The organism is Desulfosporosinus hippei DSM 8344, from assembly GCF_900100785.1.
GTDB classification, from domain to species: Bacteria; Bacillota; Desulfitobacteriia; order Desulfitobacteriales; family Desulfitobacteriaceae; genus Desulfosporosinus; species Desulfosporosinus hippei.
The window spans coordinates 25,353-40,509 of sequence record NZ_FNCP01000024.1 but is presented as its reverse complement, the minus strand read 5'-3'; the positions used below and the strand labels follow the sequence as shown (position 1 = coordinate 40,509).

General features: G+C 43.2%; 16 protein-coding genes. 7 read left to right on the top strand and 9 right to left on the bottom strand.

Annotated elements, in window-relative coordinates; all coding sequences use genetic code 11:
• Positions 1-18: 18 nt before the first annotated feature.
• Entirely contained in the window at positions 19-156 is a 138-nt protein-coding gene (locus BLS16_RS23810; RefSeq protein ID WP_176786222.1) for a hypothetical protein, read from the bottom strand.
• A 325-nt stretch (positions 157-481) separates the two neighbouring features.
• Positions 482-1,420 carry a DMT family transporter gene (locus tag BLS16_RS17640; protein WP_092334977.1) on the bottom strand — a complete coding sequence of 313 codons (939 nt, stop codon included), beginning with the start codon at positions 1,418-1,420 and terminating at the stop codon, positions 482-484.
• Between the two features lie 321 nt (positions 1,421-1,741).
• Here BLS16_RS17640 and BLS16_RS17635 point away from each other — a divergent pair, with 321 nt between their 5' ends.
• Both BLS16_RS17635 and BLS16_RS17630 read left to right on the top strand, forming a co-directional pair.
• Positions 1,742-1,951 (top strand): helix-turn-helix domain-containing protein, encoded by a 210-nt coding sequence (locus BLS16_RS17635; RefSeq protein ID WP_092334976.1) that lies wholly within the window; start codon positions 1,742-1,744, stop codon positions 1,949-1,951.
• 149 nt (positions 1,952-2,100) lie between these two features.
• Complete coding sequence (locus tag BLS16_RS17630; protein ID WP_092334975.1) at positions 2,101-2,364, top strand: hypothetical protein; 264 nt, start codon at positions 2,101-2,103, stop codon at positions 2,362-2,364.
• Between the two features lie 64 nt (positions 2,365-2,428).
• Here the strand turns inward: BLS16_RS17630 and BLS16_RS17625 are convergent, their stop codons facing one another.
• Complete coding sequence (locus BLS16_RS17625; protein ID WP_092334974.1) at positions 2,429-3,796, bottom strand: hypothetical protein; 1,368 nt, start codon at positions 3,794-3,796, stop codon at positions 2,429-2,431.
• Between the two features lie 278 nt (positions 3,797-4,074).
• On the opposite strand from BLS16_RS17625, the gene BLS16_RS17620 reads away from it, so the two are divergent.
• On the top strand, positions 4,075-4,392 hold the full coding sequence (locus BLS16_RS17620; protein ID WP_092334973.1) for an AbrB family transcriptional regulator: 318 nt from the start codon (positions 4,075-4,077) through the stop codon (positions 4,390-4,392).
• A 79-nt stretch (positions 4,393-4,471) separates the two neighbouring features.
• Here the strand turns inward: BLS16_RS17620 and BLS16_RS17615 are convergent, their stop codons facing one another.
• From BLS16_RS17615 to BLS16_RS17605, 3 genes are read right to left on the bottom strand one after another with little or no spacing between them, the layout of a single operon-like run.
• On the bottom strand, positions 4,472-5,350 hold the full coding sequence (locus BLS16_RS17615; RefSeq protein ID WP_092334972.1) for a dimethyl sulfoxide reductase anchor subunit family protein: 879 nt from the start codon (positions 5,348-5,350) through the stop codon (positions 4,472-4,474).
• A gap of 43 nt (positions 5,351-5,393) precedes the next feature.
• The gene (locus tag BLS16_RS17610; protein ID WP_092334971.1) at positions 5,394-5,942 is read right to left on the bottom strand and encodes a DMSO/selenate family reductase complex B subunit; all 549 of its coding nucleotides are present in this window, start codon (positions 5,940-5,942) and stop codon (positions 5,394-5,396) included.
• Positions 5,942-8,560 carry a molybdopterin-dependent oxidoreductase gene (locus tag BLS16_RS17605; protein ID WP_092334970.1) on the bottom strand — a complete coding sequence of 873 codons (2,619 nt, stop codon included), beginning with the start codon at positions 8,558-8,560 and terminating at the stop codon, positions 5,942-5,944. Before BLS16_RS17605 ends, BLS16_RS17610 begins: the two co-directional genes overlap by 1 nt.
• 423 nt (positions 8,561-8,983) lie before the next feature.
• On the opposite strand from BLS16_RS17605, the gene BLS16_RS17600 reads away from it, so the two are divergent.
• Complete coding sequence (locus tag BLS16_RS17600; RefSeq protein WP_092334969.1) at positions 8,984-9,628, top strand: YczE/YyaS/YitT family protein; 645 nt, start codon at positions 8,984-8,986, stop codon at positions 9,626-9,628.
• 72 nt (positions 9,629-9,700) lie between these two features.
• On the opposite strand, the gene BLS16_RS17595 is transcribed toward BLS16_RS17600, so the two are convergent.
• Positions 9,701-10,864 (bottom strand): Fic family protein, encoded by a 1,164-nt coding sequence (locus tag BLS16_RS17595; RefSeq protein WP_092334968.1) that lies wholly within the window; start codon positions 10,862-10,864, stop codon positions 9,701-9,703.
• Between the two features lie 288 nt (positions 10,865-11,152).
• Between BLS16_RS17595 and BLS16_RS17590 the strand changes: the two genes are divergently transcribed.
• From BLS16_RS17590 to BLS16_RS17580, 3 genes are all read left to right on the top strand, one after another.
• A complete protein-coding gene (locus BLS16_RS17590) occupies positions 11,153-11,377 on the top strand; it encodes a DUF1659 domain-containing protein (protein WP_092334967.1) in 225 nt (74 codons plus the stop codon).
• A 69-nt stretch (positions 11,378-11,446) separates the two neighbouring features.
• Entirely contained in the window at positions 11,447-11,683 is a 237-nt protein-coding gene (locus BLS16_RS17585; RefSeq protein WP_092335019.1) for a DUF2922 domain-containing protein, read from the top strand.
• Positions 11,684-11,840: 157 nt separating this feature from the next.
• On the top strand, positions 11,841-12,641 hold the full coding sequence (locus BLS16_RS17580; RefSeq protein WP_092335018.1) for a DUF3102 domain-containing protein: 801 nt from the start codon (positions 11,841-11,843) through the stop codon (positions 12,639-12,641).
• A 180-nt stretch (positions 12,642-12,821) separates the two neighbouring features.
• Here BLS16_RS17580 and BLS16_RS17575 read toward each other — a convergent pair whose 3' ends face one another.
• Together BLS16_RS17575 and BLS16_RS17570 are read right to left on the bottom strand one after the other, a co-directional pair.
• Positions 12,822-13,040 carry a type II toxin-antitoxin system HicB family antitoxin gene (locus tag BLS16_RS17575; protein ID WP_092334966.1) on the bottom strand — a complete coding sequence of 73 codons (219 nt, stop codon included), beginning with the start codon at positions 13,038-13,040 and terminating at the stop codon, positions 12,822-12,824.
• Positions 13,041-13,284: 244 nt separating this feature from the next.
• On the bottom strand, positions 13,285-15,018 hold the full coding sequence (locus BLS16_RS17570) for an ABC transporter ATP-binding protein (protein ID WP_092334965.1): 1,734 nt from the start codon (positions 15,016-15,018) through the stop codon (positions 13,285-13,287).
• Positions 15,019-15,157 lie beyond the last annotated feature (139 nt).

Below are 15,157 nucleotides of genomic sequence, written 5' to 3'. Positions count from 1 at the left end.
CGGATAACTCCATGATCGCTACAAAACGTCGACAAGTTGGGGGTCCTCGTCTTTTTTAAAATGCTCTACGATAAGGTCTCTGTTGTTGCCTCCTAAACTTTGGAGCGCAAATACTTTTTCAACTATCCCTCGGGCTGCTTCATCATCTCCTTCCATACCTCCTTATTTAAGTATAATTTTTTAGAAGATAAAATTTCAATTTGAAACACCCCTACTTCTTATTATAATTCATCTAAAATAGCATTTCTACTAAATTATATTAAGCTGTCGATTATAAATCTATATTATCTAGGTATATCTCATTTTTCACTGTACACAGGTATTTGAGCTTCTACGGAAAATAAAAATTGTTTGAATCACTATCTTTTTCATCAATCGTGAGACTCCCACTTCTACAAGTGGGAGTGGTACCCCCGGCTCTGCTTCGGTGGGGGTAGAGTCCTCCACCGAAGACTCGATGTTCAACTTTAGTTGAACGAGTTCACTGACGGTGACTTATAAAACTGTGCAGCATCATGCCGATTATAACAAGTGTTATGCCTATAAAAGATACCGTGTTCGGGAAGACCCCCTGCAAAAACACTAATTCTCCGATCAAGGCAAAGATAACCTCTCCGGACTGAGTCGCTTCTACAGCAGCCAGTTTATGGGGATCCCCCTTAGTCATATCTGTAGCGGAAAAAAAGAGCACCGTGGCAATTACACCCGAGGAAAGAGCTACGATGATCGTTTGATATAACTGACTGGTAGTGGGAAGTCCATCAATTTCAAGTCCTAGAACCGCTAAGATAAGCCAAAAGGGCATACTAGCCAGAGTCATTCCCAGGACTCTTTGGTAGGTATCGAAGTTCTGACCGCAGGCTGCCATCATTTTTCGATTACCTAAAGGGTAAGCAAAGGCGGCTAAAATAACCGGTAAAATTCCCAACATCATTTCCTTGGCCGTCAACTCACCGGCCTGTTGGATTTCAATTAATCCGATTCCGACTAAAATCAGCAGAGAGATGAGCATACCTCGAACAGGAATTTTTGAACGAACTCTTTGGGTACTGCTGCCCACTTTCAGATCTAAGTAAAACAGCGGAGCAAGTAAGGAACCGGCCACAATGGTAATCTGCCACATACTGGCCACAAGCCAGGCAGGCCCAAAGGCTGCAGCAAAGCACAAGGGGGCATAAAACAGACCGAAGCCAACAGTACTCCAGATCAGCCAGACCCCAGGCCTTTTGCCCAAATCCATTAACAAGGGTTTTAAATTCCCTCGGATAATCACGATCAGCAGCAGCGGGGGCACCATGAAGAGAAATCTTAAAACCGCACTCCACACCCAACTCCCGCCGGAAAGATCCATTGCCCGGTTTAAAACAAAGGTAACCGCAAAAAACAATGATGCTAAAATACCCAGCAGAACAGATTTCAAAACTCTTCCTCCCTAACCTAAGTACAGTTGATCTATTTACGCAACAACGCCTATTATTCTTTTCTTCAGATGATCTAAATCCTCGCCTGACTTGATCAGTAAATTCTCTATCCTAACTCTGTATATACATCTCCTCAGTCTGACGCTGAATATTTTGGATTTCTTCAATGATATCCGTCATCTTATTGAAGAGAATACTATACAGCTCTTTATAATCTACCACAGTTTATCACCTCAAAATAGTCGTTCTTATACGCTTTTTGCAATAAAATTCAATATGCAATTATCGCATAATATAGAATAGTTATTGAGGTGAATACTATGTACCAACGATTACGGGATTTACGGGAGGACAGCGATTTAACACAACAAGAGCTTGCCATCCTCCTTAAGGTAAGTCAAGCAACCTATTCAAGATACGAAAGCGGGGCCCTGAATATTCCCAGCACTTCCCTTATTCAGTTGGCCAAATTCTACAAAACCAGTATTGATTATCTATTGGGGCTTACTAATAATAAGAGGCCTTATTAGCTAAATAAATATCTAATTAGATAATCGCACAAATTATTTACATTTTTTTCCACAAAAGTATTTGCATCAGATCTTTGATAGGATATAATAATTACCAAACGAAGGACGGACAAGAATAGCCTTAAACCTTTAAAAAGGAGGGATTCTTGTTGGAAGCTACGCAACATTTCAAACATAGTTCGGTCAATGAGGACTATCGAGTAGTATTGATACCGAAAGATATGGTAGACTTTATAAAAGAAAAGCTGGGAAAAGATGTACTTTGGGTTTATGATGAGGAATCCAAGGAACTTACTCTCATTAAACGACCAGATTCCTATACTGAAGCTCTGTCTGGCTTAGGCGAGGAGATGTGGAAAGAGGTTGGAGGTACAGAGTACATTAGACGGGATAGAGAACAATGGGACGATTAGAAGAGGAAATGAGTAGCCAAGGGAAGATAACATCTTCCCTTTTATGATTTTATTAGAAATAATTCTAATTACCAAGACTAATTAGATAATCGCACAGACTAATAATACAATCCTTAATTTCAGGTATTGCCATTGCCGTGAAAAAGACACCGCTAACGGCAATTATTGCCGTAACAACACTAAGACGCCTCTGATATTTGATCTGAATAGCATCCTCGGCAAACTCTAGTTTCTCTCTTGCCTTCTTTACAAATCCATTTATGCCGAGTTTATCAAGAATGATATCCGTTAGTTCAGACATGGCATCTATATTAATATTAGTAGCCTTATTAATGATTTCGATTAAATTCTTGCGGTTCTCAATAATATCCTTCATGCTATTGTCCACACTATAAAAGTCTTTTTTCAGGTAGTCTTGGATAATCACCGAAAGTATGCTGGCTCGTTCCATGGCCAGTAAGGCACCATGCTCAAGTCCGGCTATATCCGGATGTGAGCCAAACCTGTCTTCAGCCTCATAGTCCTTGAAACAATCGGCAATTTGCAGCTGGTACTTTTCATAGTTTTTATAGAGTTCGGTATTAAGTAAATTCACCAAAAGAACCCCTGTATTGGAGACATAAATCCTGAAATGCTCTCGCGAACCAAAATTATCTTTTAAATGGTTTAAGGCAAATCTTTGAGGAATAAACGGATACCCTTCATCACATACCAACAGACCATAAAGTTCCCTGGCATACTTGCTTTCAATTTTCTCAAATAATCCTAAAGACTCCTCCACATTGTCTATGCCTTGAACCTCCAGCAGCATCAGTTTCTTCTTACATAAATTTTCACTTTCAGCCGGATTTTCTGAGTCTCCTGCATAATTTTCAGGAATTGTTTCACTTACGAAGGTTTGGTAGATTGCATTATTTAATTGACTAAACGTCTTATATTTAGGGTGATTAGAAGCCTTGAAAAATCCCTGAAGATTAAAATCAATCTTCTTTTTATCATACTGAATAATTTTCCGCAGAAAAATTAATTCATCAACAGCTAGATCTCCGATGATTATATTCGTAAAAATATTGACAATATCTATTCCGGGATAAACGAAGGCAAAAATTTCAGCTGCATATTCATTATGAAAATAGCTATCTTCTATGCGAAAGGCATAACTTCCTAAGCGAAACATGATAACATTTAGCTGCTTTGGTTTATGGCTATATTTTAGGTCATCTTTGAATAAAAAGTCTTGAAATACTTTAAAATTCTTGACCCATTTCTTTTCCGCTTCTTCTTTTTGTTTTTCAGCAACTTCAACCTCAATATATTGTTTGTTTAGTTGAGCAATAAGATTCTGAAGAGGAATATCCTGAAGTTTAAGGATAGCACTTTCCAATAATATAGCTCTGGCATCTCTTAATTTCACCCCGAACTCTGCTGACATTGAGGTACCCCCTGCCCTTTAATCCAAAATCACAAGTAATTACAATACAATTCGCTTCATTTAACCGTTTTCCTACTTCTTATCCATAATTTTCTTTTCATTCAATCGTGAGACTCGATGTTCAACTTTAGTTGAAAGAGTTCACTAATACACAAAAGTAATCTCGAATATTCTGTCGTCCCTGAAAGGTAAAGCAGTCGCCGAATTTGCAGTGTTTGAGCAATTAATGGTAAACTGAACTTACAGAATATTTACAATATCGAAAGGCAGGTTGTGACATGCAAGCACATGCTAACAAAAAATCCTTCAGCTTGGTTCGACAAGGAAAACGTTCTCAAGCCGAAGTCAAAAGGGAACTTCGATTAGTCGATGGAAAGGTTTTTAAGTTATGTGTTGAGGATGGCAGAATCATCCTGGCACCTAAAAAACTTATTCCAGCCGACCAGCAATACTTCTGGACTGAGGAATGGCAAGTGAGAGAACTGGAAGCTCAAGCGGACATGCAAACCGAATACGTTGACCATTTTGACTCAATGGAAGATTACCTGACAGATTTGGAAAAGAAAGACAAGGCTCCTGTCTCCAAGCCTCACTAAACTAGTCAAAAACAAGAATCCTCAAGACATTTGTCCTGAGGATTCTTGCTTTTACCTAGAGAGAATTAACCACTACACCTTAGCCAACCATGATGGATACTGCTGAGGCGTAGAAAATGTAACGTCCCAGGAATTCACCGACTAATACGAGGGCAAAGGCTATATAGACTGTGTTTGCCGGAAGTGGCAAGGAGGTATTCCCTTTTTTGAATAGAGTGTAGACTAAGAGCCCAGCCCCTATTCCGGAAAGGATCCATCTTATCACCAACATAGGCGCATAGGAGCCCGCTAGGGCTTGGGCAGAGGCCAAGGCAGCATCTCCCCCGCCAGAGAGAGCGGTGTAATAAACGGGCAGATAAACCAGTTGAATTAGCAAAGCAGCTATTCCGATCAGGCTGATTTTTTTCAGCAGGTTGATTAATTCAGGGGATAGTTTATCGCCCTTTGAACCTTGGACAATGAAAACTACCGAACCTAACACCCCAAAGAGGAAGGTGGTTCCTAAAAAGGCCAGGAAGGTATTCCCACTATTCCAGGCCGGTCGAATAGAAGAAGAATAAATACTTGCCATGCTGAAAATCACCATAAGTCCAGTCAGGGCAGTTATCCAGCTTAGAATCTTATTAAACTGTCCTTTTCCGGCAACAAAGTAATTTCCTAGGATTAAGACAAAGAAGATTCCCACAAAAAGTATCTCTCGGCTCAGCCAAGAACTGCCAAGATTTAAAAGAGCCCGGTAGGCTCCGCTTGGCGTACCCAGGTGGAAGAGTGATAAGACCAGAGCAAGGGCCATGATCACTCCAATGGCTGGAAACCCTGAGTTGGTTAATTGGGATGCGGCTTTATGGTTCTCCTTCGATTCTAAGACCGTTCCTACGATAGTCAGAAGGATAAAAGTGCCGACTCCCAGCTGAGTTAAAAGGGTAAACATCATTAACGGCCATTCTTCAGCAAACATTGCTTAACCTCCTTTAATTCATTTTATAAAGAACAAGAATGCTTTAGCGTTTAGCTTCTCTTTTAGGCTTGATGATAAAGGAGGGATGGGTAAGGGAGGAATCCGGCAGACCTTTGATGTCCGAAGTTCCGCCATACTCTTTTTTGAGCTCCTCAATATCCCCATATTTCAAAACCCTCATCAGGCAAGCATCCACACAGGCCGGATTTTGCCCCTTGTCGATTAAGTCAGCACACAGGTCGCACTTTCTCACTTTACCCAGTTCCTCGATATATTGGGGGGCCCCATAGGGGCAAGACCAAGTACACATGCGGCAACCAATGCACTTATCCAGATCATACACGACAATCCCATCGGCACGTTTATGGAGAGCACCCGATGGACAGTTCGCTACACATTTTGGTTTTTCACAGTGGTTACAGGCAATGGATAAATTATAAATCCAAGGGCTGGGGAATTTTCCCCCTTCAAAACTCGTGACTCGACGGAAAAGCGCTCCCAGTTTCAAATCATTTTTGTCCTTGCAAGCAATTTGACAGGTTTTACATTTACTGCAGGCAGTCATATCAAAGTAAAATCCCAGCTGCGCCATTACTTAGCCCCCCCTTGTGCACTAACAATCCTTTGTGGCCAGGTATGATCCGGCTTTAGCTTAATAGGACCATTATATTTTTCAACTTGAACATTGCAAGTATTGTACCCTTGTGTCCCTTGCCCTCCACAAAGCCCGCCATTTAACACATTCACGGCTCCGGCTTTACAGATACCACTCTCCTCATCGATTTCTGCCCAAGCCCCTTGACCCAGAGTCAGAGTTCCCGGCATCATGCGTTCAGTGAGATAAAGAGGTCTGAGCACGCTTCCGTGCCGGCTGGTGACCTTGACAATATCATCCTTATGGATTTCTCTGGCTTCTGCATCGGAAGGATTCATATATAATTCGTTGCCGAAAGCCTCTCGCAACCCGGGGATGTTATCCAAGGTGGAATGGCTGCGACGGGCGTAGTGGATCGTCGTGAGCTGCAAGGGGTAATCACTCTTAACTTGTTTTTCGTAGTCCGTAAAGGTTTCTTCGTAGCCCTCGGTAACATATTGATATTTAGGAATTGGGGCCAAGGTACTCCAGCCAAAGGCTTTAATATTATCTGCCAATGCTTGACTGTGAATTTGAAACTTACCACTCTCTGTTCCCAAGGGGTTCTTCTCCGGGTCATCGATAAACGTTTTGTAATCGATATACCCGTAATTATCCCCCGGAGCGCGGGGAACCTGATAAATCCCTCGTTCTTTAAATTCCTTATACCCAATCCGCCCCTGCTGGGGGGTTCCATCGACACCTAATTCTGCAATATCTTCTGCCGTAATGGTCACTAAGGGCTCATACCCTTTACCATCTTCCTTAATGACTGTGGAACCGGCTAGTTGGTTGAAGACCTTCTGTTTTTCTGACAAGGGATCAAGTTTCTTGGGATCAAAGCCCAGTCTTTTTCCGATCTCGAGATCCATCCAATTGTCATCTTTGGTCTCATAGAGGGGCTCGGTGACTTGGCTATAATAAATAAGCATTTCCGGGTTACCCGTCAGAAAACCTCCGAACTTCTCCCATTCCGTGGTGGCAGGCAGTACGATATCGGAATATTTGGCGGTTGTCGTTAAGAAGTGAGCCGAACTCACCACAAATTCAACCTTGCGAAAGGCTTCAATTCCGCGGATAAGATTCGTGGCTTGGTTCAGTGGATTACCAACACCGATATTCACCAGCGCCCTAATGTCACAGGGCTGCTTACCCCTTACACCCGCGGTATATTCACCCTTGACAACGGCATCCCAAGCCTCATCCCAAACAATACCATGCCAGTTTGTTTTAAAGGGATCCGGGCCCGGGAAAGTAGGTTCTTTATAAAGGGGATTGGCTACAGATGAGCCCCCGGCCTTTCCTGGGTTAACCAATGCCGGGCCTCCATAGCTTTGAGTATTGTGCCGATTATTGGAACTGATTGACGCTCCGGGTTTACCCACATTCCCGGTCATCCAGCCAACGGTCAGAAAGGCCTGGCAGAATTGTTCACCCAGCATGGTTCTGGCAGCAGCCGAAGAACTACTGAAGGTCATGGGTTTAGTGACAGCGATTTGATGGGCAAAGGTTCGAATAAGTTCCGGGTCGGTTCCACAGTGTTCAGACGCCCATTCCGGAGTTTTTGGCTGGCCATCATAGGTTCCCAGCACATAATCCTTAAAGTTTTCTTGGGGATCGGCACCTTCAGGCATATGGTCTTTATCAAAACCGACACAATATTTATCCAAAAAGGCCTGATCATGAAGGTTGTTTGTGATCATATAGTGAGCCATGCCTAATAAAAGAGCTGTATCCGTTCCGGGGCGTACCGGGATCCATTCATCCGCTAAAATCTGGGCCGAATCCGTATAAAAGGGGTCGACCATGATAATCTTAGCTCCGGCATCTTTGGCCTGTTTATAGTTATAGGCGGGATTACCGGCGCTGCTCCAAGCGGGATTTGAACCCCAGAGCACAATAAGTTTAGCATTCTTTAAATCAAGACGGTCATTAGAACCTCTTGACCTGCCGCCATTCATGAACTGCTGGGGCTTAGGCCATGCTCCGTCAGAGGTGGTGCCCCAGTAAGTCATAGAGCCACCAAAAGCGTTGATGGACGGGATTGGGCTTTTGGTCAAAATAGACTTATTGCCGTAAGCTTCCTTAACTCGTTTCAGCTCTGCAGCGATGGAATCCAAGGCTTCATCCCAAGATATTCTGACCCATTCATCCCTGCCTCTGAGTTCCCTTTTCCCACCGGTTCCTGGTTCCCAGTTCTTGCGCTTCATGGGGTACTTTAAGCGGTCAGCACCATAAACTTGCTGACGTTGTGACCGTCCTCTCGCACACCCTCTTTGCTGGGGATAATCCGGGCTATCCGGATGCGTATCATCCGTCTTTTGACGCAGAACAACCCCGTCTACAACATAGGCCTTATTAAGACATCGACCTCCACAGTTATGCCAACAGGCCGCCGTAATCCATTCCCCTTCTTTGCCGGCAATCGCTGCCGCTTTGTCTGCATCGACTTTGGCTAATCCACAACCTGGCAAGGTTAAGGCTGCCGCAGTCCCTGCAGTGAGAGTCGCTGTCCAGCCGAGAAAGGATCGTCTGTTAATGCTGTATTTCTTTGCATTCTCGATAAAATTTGCCATCCTTTAGTCACCTCCGTAAATTCTGACACCTTCTGGGCATTTGTGAATCTTATAACACTATTAACCTTTCGCTATGGATGATCAGATCTCCTTTGTACAAAGCTACAAGATTTGACGCTAAAATTTGTCTATTGTGACAATTGACTGCACCAAAATTACGAGATTCTTAAATATTTAAATCCATTTATTGCGGTAGACGAATAGAAAAAAAGTTCTCATGAGTTTCGATACTCTTGAGAACTTTCTAAAGGCAGTTGCTTTTCCATGCCGTCTGGGATCACCCAATTTAAGCTTACTTGGAGGATTGTCTTCTTTTATCTTAGGCCAAAAACCTTGAAATATTATTTTTCTCAACTATACTTAATAGTATTGTTCTTGGAGGAGGATTAAGACTTCCCCGGAGCAGAGTTAAGGAGGAAGCAGATGCATCAGTCACGTCAGCGTTTTATTTTCTACGTTTCAGGTATTATTATCATGACCTTTGGGATAGCGTTAACAATTCGTTCGTTAATGGGAACCTCCCCATTTGACGCACTCCTGGTAGGATTATTTCAGACCTTTGGCTTAACCATTGGCAGTTGGGAAATAGTTGTAGGTCTGGCTCTGGTGTTATTTAACGCCGCTGCTCAGCGCCGAAAGCTTGAATATTTTGCCTTACTTACCTCTTTAATTACCGGTATGGGAATTGACCTTTGGCTTTTTGTGCTAGGGGATTCAATCAGTCCTCTGACCCTATTCAGTCAAGCTGCTTGTTTAATACTCGGGGTAGGGATTGTGGGTTTAGGAGTTGCAGTAAATCTGCAAGCTGACTTTGCCCCCAATCCCATGGATCGCTCTATGCTGGTCATCAATCAATTAACGGGACTTAATGTGGCAATTTCCCGGGCAATAGTAAGCCTAGTCCTGGTAATACTTGCTTTCCTATTTAGCGGCCCTATCGGTATCGGCACCTTATTTTCTGCCCTTATCACCGGGGTGTTTATAAAATTTTTCATGCCCTACACGGCGCGGTTAAACAAGGGTAAGGGGACCGATCCTACCTCCGTGGAAGGGAAGAAACACGCATGATTCATTAGAAAGAGCAAGTAGCTCCCTAGGGTAAGGGATGGGCTACTTGCTCTTTTGCTTTCCGTCGATTATTCATTTCACTCGATAACGCACTCGATTACCATATTTCTGAGAAAAGAGAAGCCCTTTGCTTTCAAGTTTGAGGACAAAGTTTCTAATTGTCGCATAGGCGGCATTTTTATAGTCACCTTCCAATTGCTTGGTGGAAAATTCATTAGTTCCGTATGCAGAAAGAACATAATGAAATAAATCCTTTTCTTTAGCCGTTATCTCACCTGTTTGGAGCAAATTATTAAATACCTCGAGAGCATTTGTCGGTTCCACCCTTTTCTGAAGCTTAGTTAGGACATTATCTACGAAATAGCTTACAAAGGGAGTTACGTCTAAACCTTCTGACACCTTAGAATTATACGAGACTAAAGTAAAGGCCTTATAATACAAGCCCTTGGTTTCATTAATAAAGGCCGAGAAGGGGATGAACAAAGAAGAGGTATAACCGATTTGGACGAGATACCAAAGTTGGATTAACCGTGCCATTCTTCCGTTACCATCAAAATAGGGATGCAGGTACGCCAAATAGTAATGGATTATGATGGATTTAACAACTTGATCCAAGCCTTCGTCTCGCCGGATATACTCGATCAGGTTTACCATGTATTGTGAAAGCAATTGAGAGCTGAGCCCCTGATGCTCAATGTTTTGCCCCACCACATAAACCTCGTCGTGACGATATTTATGCTCAGGCATCAGTCTGTCCCTTTCGTCTAAAAAATCGCCTACCGCAAGCATATAGAGCTGATATAAATTTTGCTCTGTAATTTTGTTGGCAGGCTCCGCGATGAAGTCTAAGCCTCGCTTAATGCCATAAGCTTTGTTCTCATTACTTGTCTCAGGCGCTCCGCCATTTAAGATTCTCCTAACGCTCTCCCTTGACGAGTCAATCTGTTCAATAGACAGAGTTGAAATAATTTCATCTTCCATGGCCTGGATACCATACTTTTCATTTGAATAGGTGGCTGAGAGCCTTTTAACAAGCTGCACCGTCATGTTGACTTTAGAAGGAAGTAATACTGCAGGCTTGCCTTTAAAGTCAAGTAAAGGGAGTTTGTGATAAAAACTTTCATTAAGTGTATCCAAATACCCCTTTAGATTTTCCTCTCCGAATTTATACTTAAGTTTCTTAAAATCTAAGGCATTTTTATCACTGAACATCTCTGTAAAGGTTTTTAGTTCCATAACTTCGCCCTACTCCCGATACTAACTAGTATCATTTACTATCAGTATAAGTGTATCACAAAAAGCTAAGAGTTAAACCCATTACTTTACTTTCTTAAGCTACATCTCAATCAGAGAATATCGCCACTCTCAGTAATGACAGGGGGGCTCCCCCTGGAAATAATCCGAAAACCGAAACTTGGTAAATTATAGTAACAATTCCTGGCCGACGTTAATATTGTATAGAGTAGGGACAGACACACGGGACAAACATTCTGTCCTGACTATTTTAATAAAGGAGTGACTACAATGGCTGTTATAGCCAGTAACCGAGATAGTGTTATAGTTGTTACCGTTCAAACTGGGCAAACCCCGGAGGGAGCACCCATTTTAAGACAGCGCAGCTTCTCTAATGTGAGAGCATCTGCCACGGACCAAGACGTTTACGATATCGCTGTCGCCCTCTTTGAACTTCAGGATCTCTCCTTAATCGGAGTGCGTAGAGACAATCGCATCGACCTTATTGAAGGCTAGAGCCGATGGGAGGCATGTTCATGTCTAAGCATGACAGGAGACTATTTGAGAAAGAAAGGAGTGCCGAGAATGGCAATTACTACTAAAAAGGTCTTAAGAATGACCTTTAGTAACGCCGCAGGCAAAGCGGTGACTATGAGTCTAAACGAACCAAAAGAAGGTATAACAGTTGCAGAAATCGAAACCGTCATGGATCAAATTATCGCCAAGGATATTTTCTTCACTTCAGGTGGAGGACTGATGTCCAAAAAGGATATCAAAATTGTAGGGACTACCACAGAAGATATGTACGATCAACCTCGATGATAAAGGTAAGCTTCCCTTAACTAGATGTCCTTGTGTCAGACCTGTCCGAGAAACGAATGCGCATTCGTTTCTCGGACAAGTCTACACAGTTTAGCACACTCAGGGATTCGGCCACATATTCTGTGAATAAATGCAGAAAGGGCCGACAGGTACCAGTATGAATGATTTGATCTCAGCTCGCACCCCCCTGGTGATCGCGACTGAAATAAACACGATTAAATACCAGACCAGAAAAGTTCTCCTGGCCGGCGCCATAGAGATTGGCCGGCGCTTGAAGGAGGCCAAGGACCTGCTTCCCTATGGGGAATGGAACAAGTGGCTGGAGGAGTCCTGCAGCTATTCTAAGAAAACCGCCGAAAAGCTGATGCGCCTCTTCGATGTATACGGAACCCAAGAACTTCCGAATTTGAATTATACCCAGGCTTATATCCTCTTAGGACTCCCGGAGGAAGAACGAGGGCAGTTCATAGCGGAGATTGATGCGGAGGGCTTATCTACCCGGGAACTGCAAAAGGCAGTTAAAGAGCGGAGCCAGGCCCTGCAGGAGCGAGACCAGGCTCTGCAGGAAAAAGCGAAACTCCGGCAAGCCCTGAGCGAGCAAGAAAGCCAAATAACCCAACTGACCACTGAGCGCAACAACCTGAAAACTAAGGCAGCGCAATTAAGCAAGTCTCAAGGAGAGCAAGAGACCAAGGCTGTAAATTTGCAGAAAAAGTTGGAATCTCTTAAGAAAAGCACATCTTATGAAGGCCTCCAAAAGATAAACAAGAACCTCATTGCCGCGCAGCACAAGACCAACGCCAATCAAATTGCCTTTTTATACGAGAGTCTGGACAAAACCTTCAAGCAACTGGTCTGGGAATTGAGCAGCTTCGCTGATAAGGATAAGGATACCTATGAAGTGTATAAAAGCAAGGTGCTTGATTTTTTAACGAAAGCTTTGAAAGAGACAATCTGACAGGTCAGGATATGCGTATTCTGAGCATCTAAAGATTGCCTATGCTAAATTAATCGATAGACAAACAAATTGGCCCCCTCGGGCCAACTTTACATGCATTTTATTTAGGAAGCAGAACCCGGTCAAGGTTTGACCAACGGTAAACCCTTGACCGAACAGTCATCCCCATTGTGCGGATCATTAATTAACTTGATAAATAATTGGTCGATATCGCGGTTCTGGGATTGGGATTCCTTCGGACATAGCAGTTTCAAGCCAAGCTTTTTTTGCTGCCTGTAACTCTCGCAATGCTTCCTCCGGTGTTAGACCGAATGCCGAGCACCCTTTTAGATCCGGGATATCAGCAATATATCCACTGTCTTCTTCGCTGTAAAATATATTTACTTGATAGTCCGCCATTTTCATCATTCTCCTATCGGCTACCATTAGTTCTGTCTAGTCGGAAACCGTAAGCCTCAGCTAGTTTTATTATATCATCAAATCTAACATTTTTAGAACCGGAGAGTATTCTTTCTAATATTCGTCGGGCATTCAAAAATGCACCAGCGGGGAACTGACAACTGACCATGCTTCACTACCTTGTGGGGCAAGAGGCTGAGTATCTGGGTAATAGGTTACTCACATAAGTTACGAGCTTCAAATCTCAGTTTCCCCATTGGAGCAGCTTCGCTCCTCTCACTCCATCTTCAAAATCCGAATGCTTTAATTCCTCGATTAGTCTGCCCTCTTCAATTCTTAGCACCCGTGAACATATGCTTAAAGCTGACATTCTATGGGTAATAACCAAACAAGTACAACGATAACCCAGATCTTTTATGGAACTTAAGATATTCAGCTCTGTTTCCGTATCCAGGGCAGAAGTAGCTTCATCTAATATCATCACCGGAGCTCTTTTCAGGAGTGCCCGGGCAATGGCAATTCTTTGAGCCTGTCCCTCCGATAGTCCGTGACCCCGCTCCCCAATGACCGTATCCAGACCCTGAGGCAGCTCTTGGATAAAGCCCCAAGCACAGGCTCTACGAGTTGCCCTTTCCATTTCGGCCTGAGTAGCATCAGCCTTCCCGCTGCGCAAATTATCCGCTATAGTCCCACTAAAAAGAGTATTTCCCTGGGGTACATAGGTAACCCATTGTCGTGTAGCGGCAGAGGCTTCATAACACCCACCCTCAGGATCCGTAAAGCACACCTCGCCTTCGCAGGGGCGAAGCAAGGCCAAGAGAAGTCGGATCAGAGTTGTTTTACCCTCACCGGAAGAACCAACTAGGGCAATCAATTGACCGGGCAATATATCGGTTGATATCCTGTTTAATACAAGCTTTCCTTCATTATAAGAAAAGGTTACGTCACGAAAGCTGATACCCACACTATTAAGTCTGGTTAAGTATCCTACTGTTTTTTCTATTGGCATTTTCTCCAGTTCCATTAATCTCTCAGCGGAAGCAATCATAGCAATAATCTGGGGGAATGTTCTGGCCAAGCCAATAAAGGGGGTCTGAACCTGTTGTACCAATTGAAGAAAGGCCGTTAAAGTACCAAAGGTGATAGCTTTTTGAGAGAGCCTTACCGCACCCCAACCAAAGGCCAAAAAATACCCTGCCCAATACCCTAAAGCCATGACACTATTGGCGGCAAGGGTAATACGATTTCTTTGCAATATCCATTTCATGCGCTGATCATGCAGTCTTACTAAGCTTTCTTGATTATATTTTTCTAAGCAAAAACTTTTAATGATGATAAAATTTTGAAGCGCCTCTTGCAAATAAGACCGATAAGACCCTTCCGATTCCTGCACTTTAGTCTGTAGGTTTTTTAGTTTGCGTCCCCAAATTCTGCTGAAAAGAATCGTAAACGGACCTAAAATAAAGGCCAAGATTGCCAGCTTGCTGTCATAATGCTGCAAGGTAAGAAAAGAAGCTACTAATTGAACTCCCAAATAAAAAAAGCCCGGGACAACATTCACTAGGCAATTGGTTATATTGTTCACATCACTGGTCATTCGTGTTAACAGATCCCCGCTATGATATTTTGCAAGAGACTGCCATTCTGTATTCAACAAACCCTTAAAAACACGTTGACGCATCTCATTCGAAAACGACTCTAAAATGCGTACAGAAAGCAGGGATTCCCCTATTCTTAATAACAGACCAAAAATGATCAGCCCCGCAAAAATCCCAGCCGCCAGACCCGCCCTATCAAGTTGCCCTGCAATTGCATAATCTACCATATGCTTGGAGGCAATAGCAGTGGTTACACTCATAAGAGCCCCTAAAATATTTATCAAGAGAAGAACTGCCAGACCCCCTAAGAATGAGTGAATATAGGATTTGATCCAACCAATGAATTTCCGAACAGCCAACATCTCATTTTTTATATCCATATTCTTAGCTCCTAAATATCGTACGCCTGACATGACGCTACCGTAGCAACAACAGTGGATGAAAAGGTCTTTGGGGCAGGCGGCTTCGTCCACATCCTGCAAGAAAGTTAATTCGTGCGAGAGTGTTATGGGGGTTTTC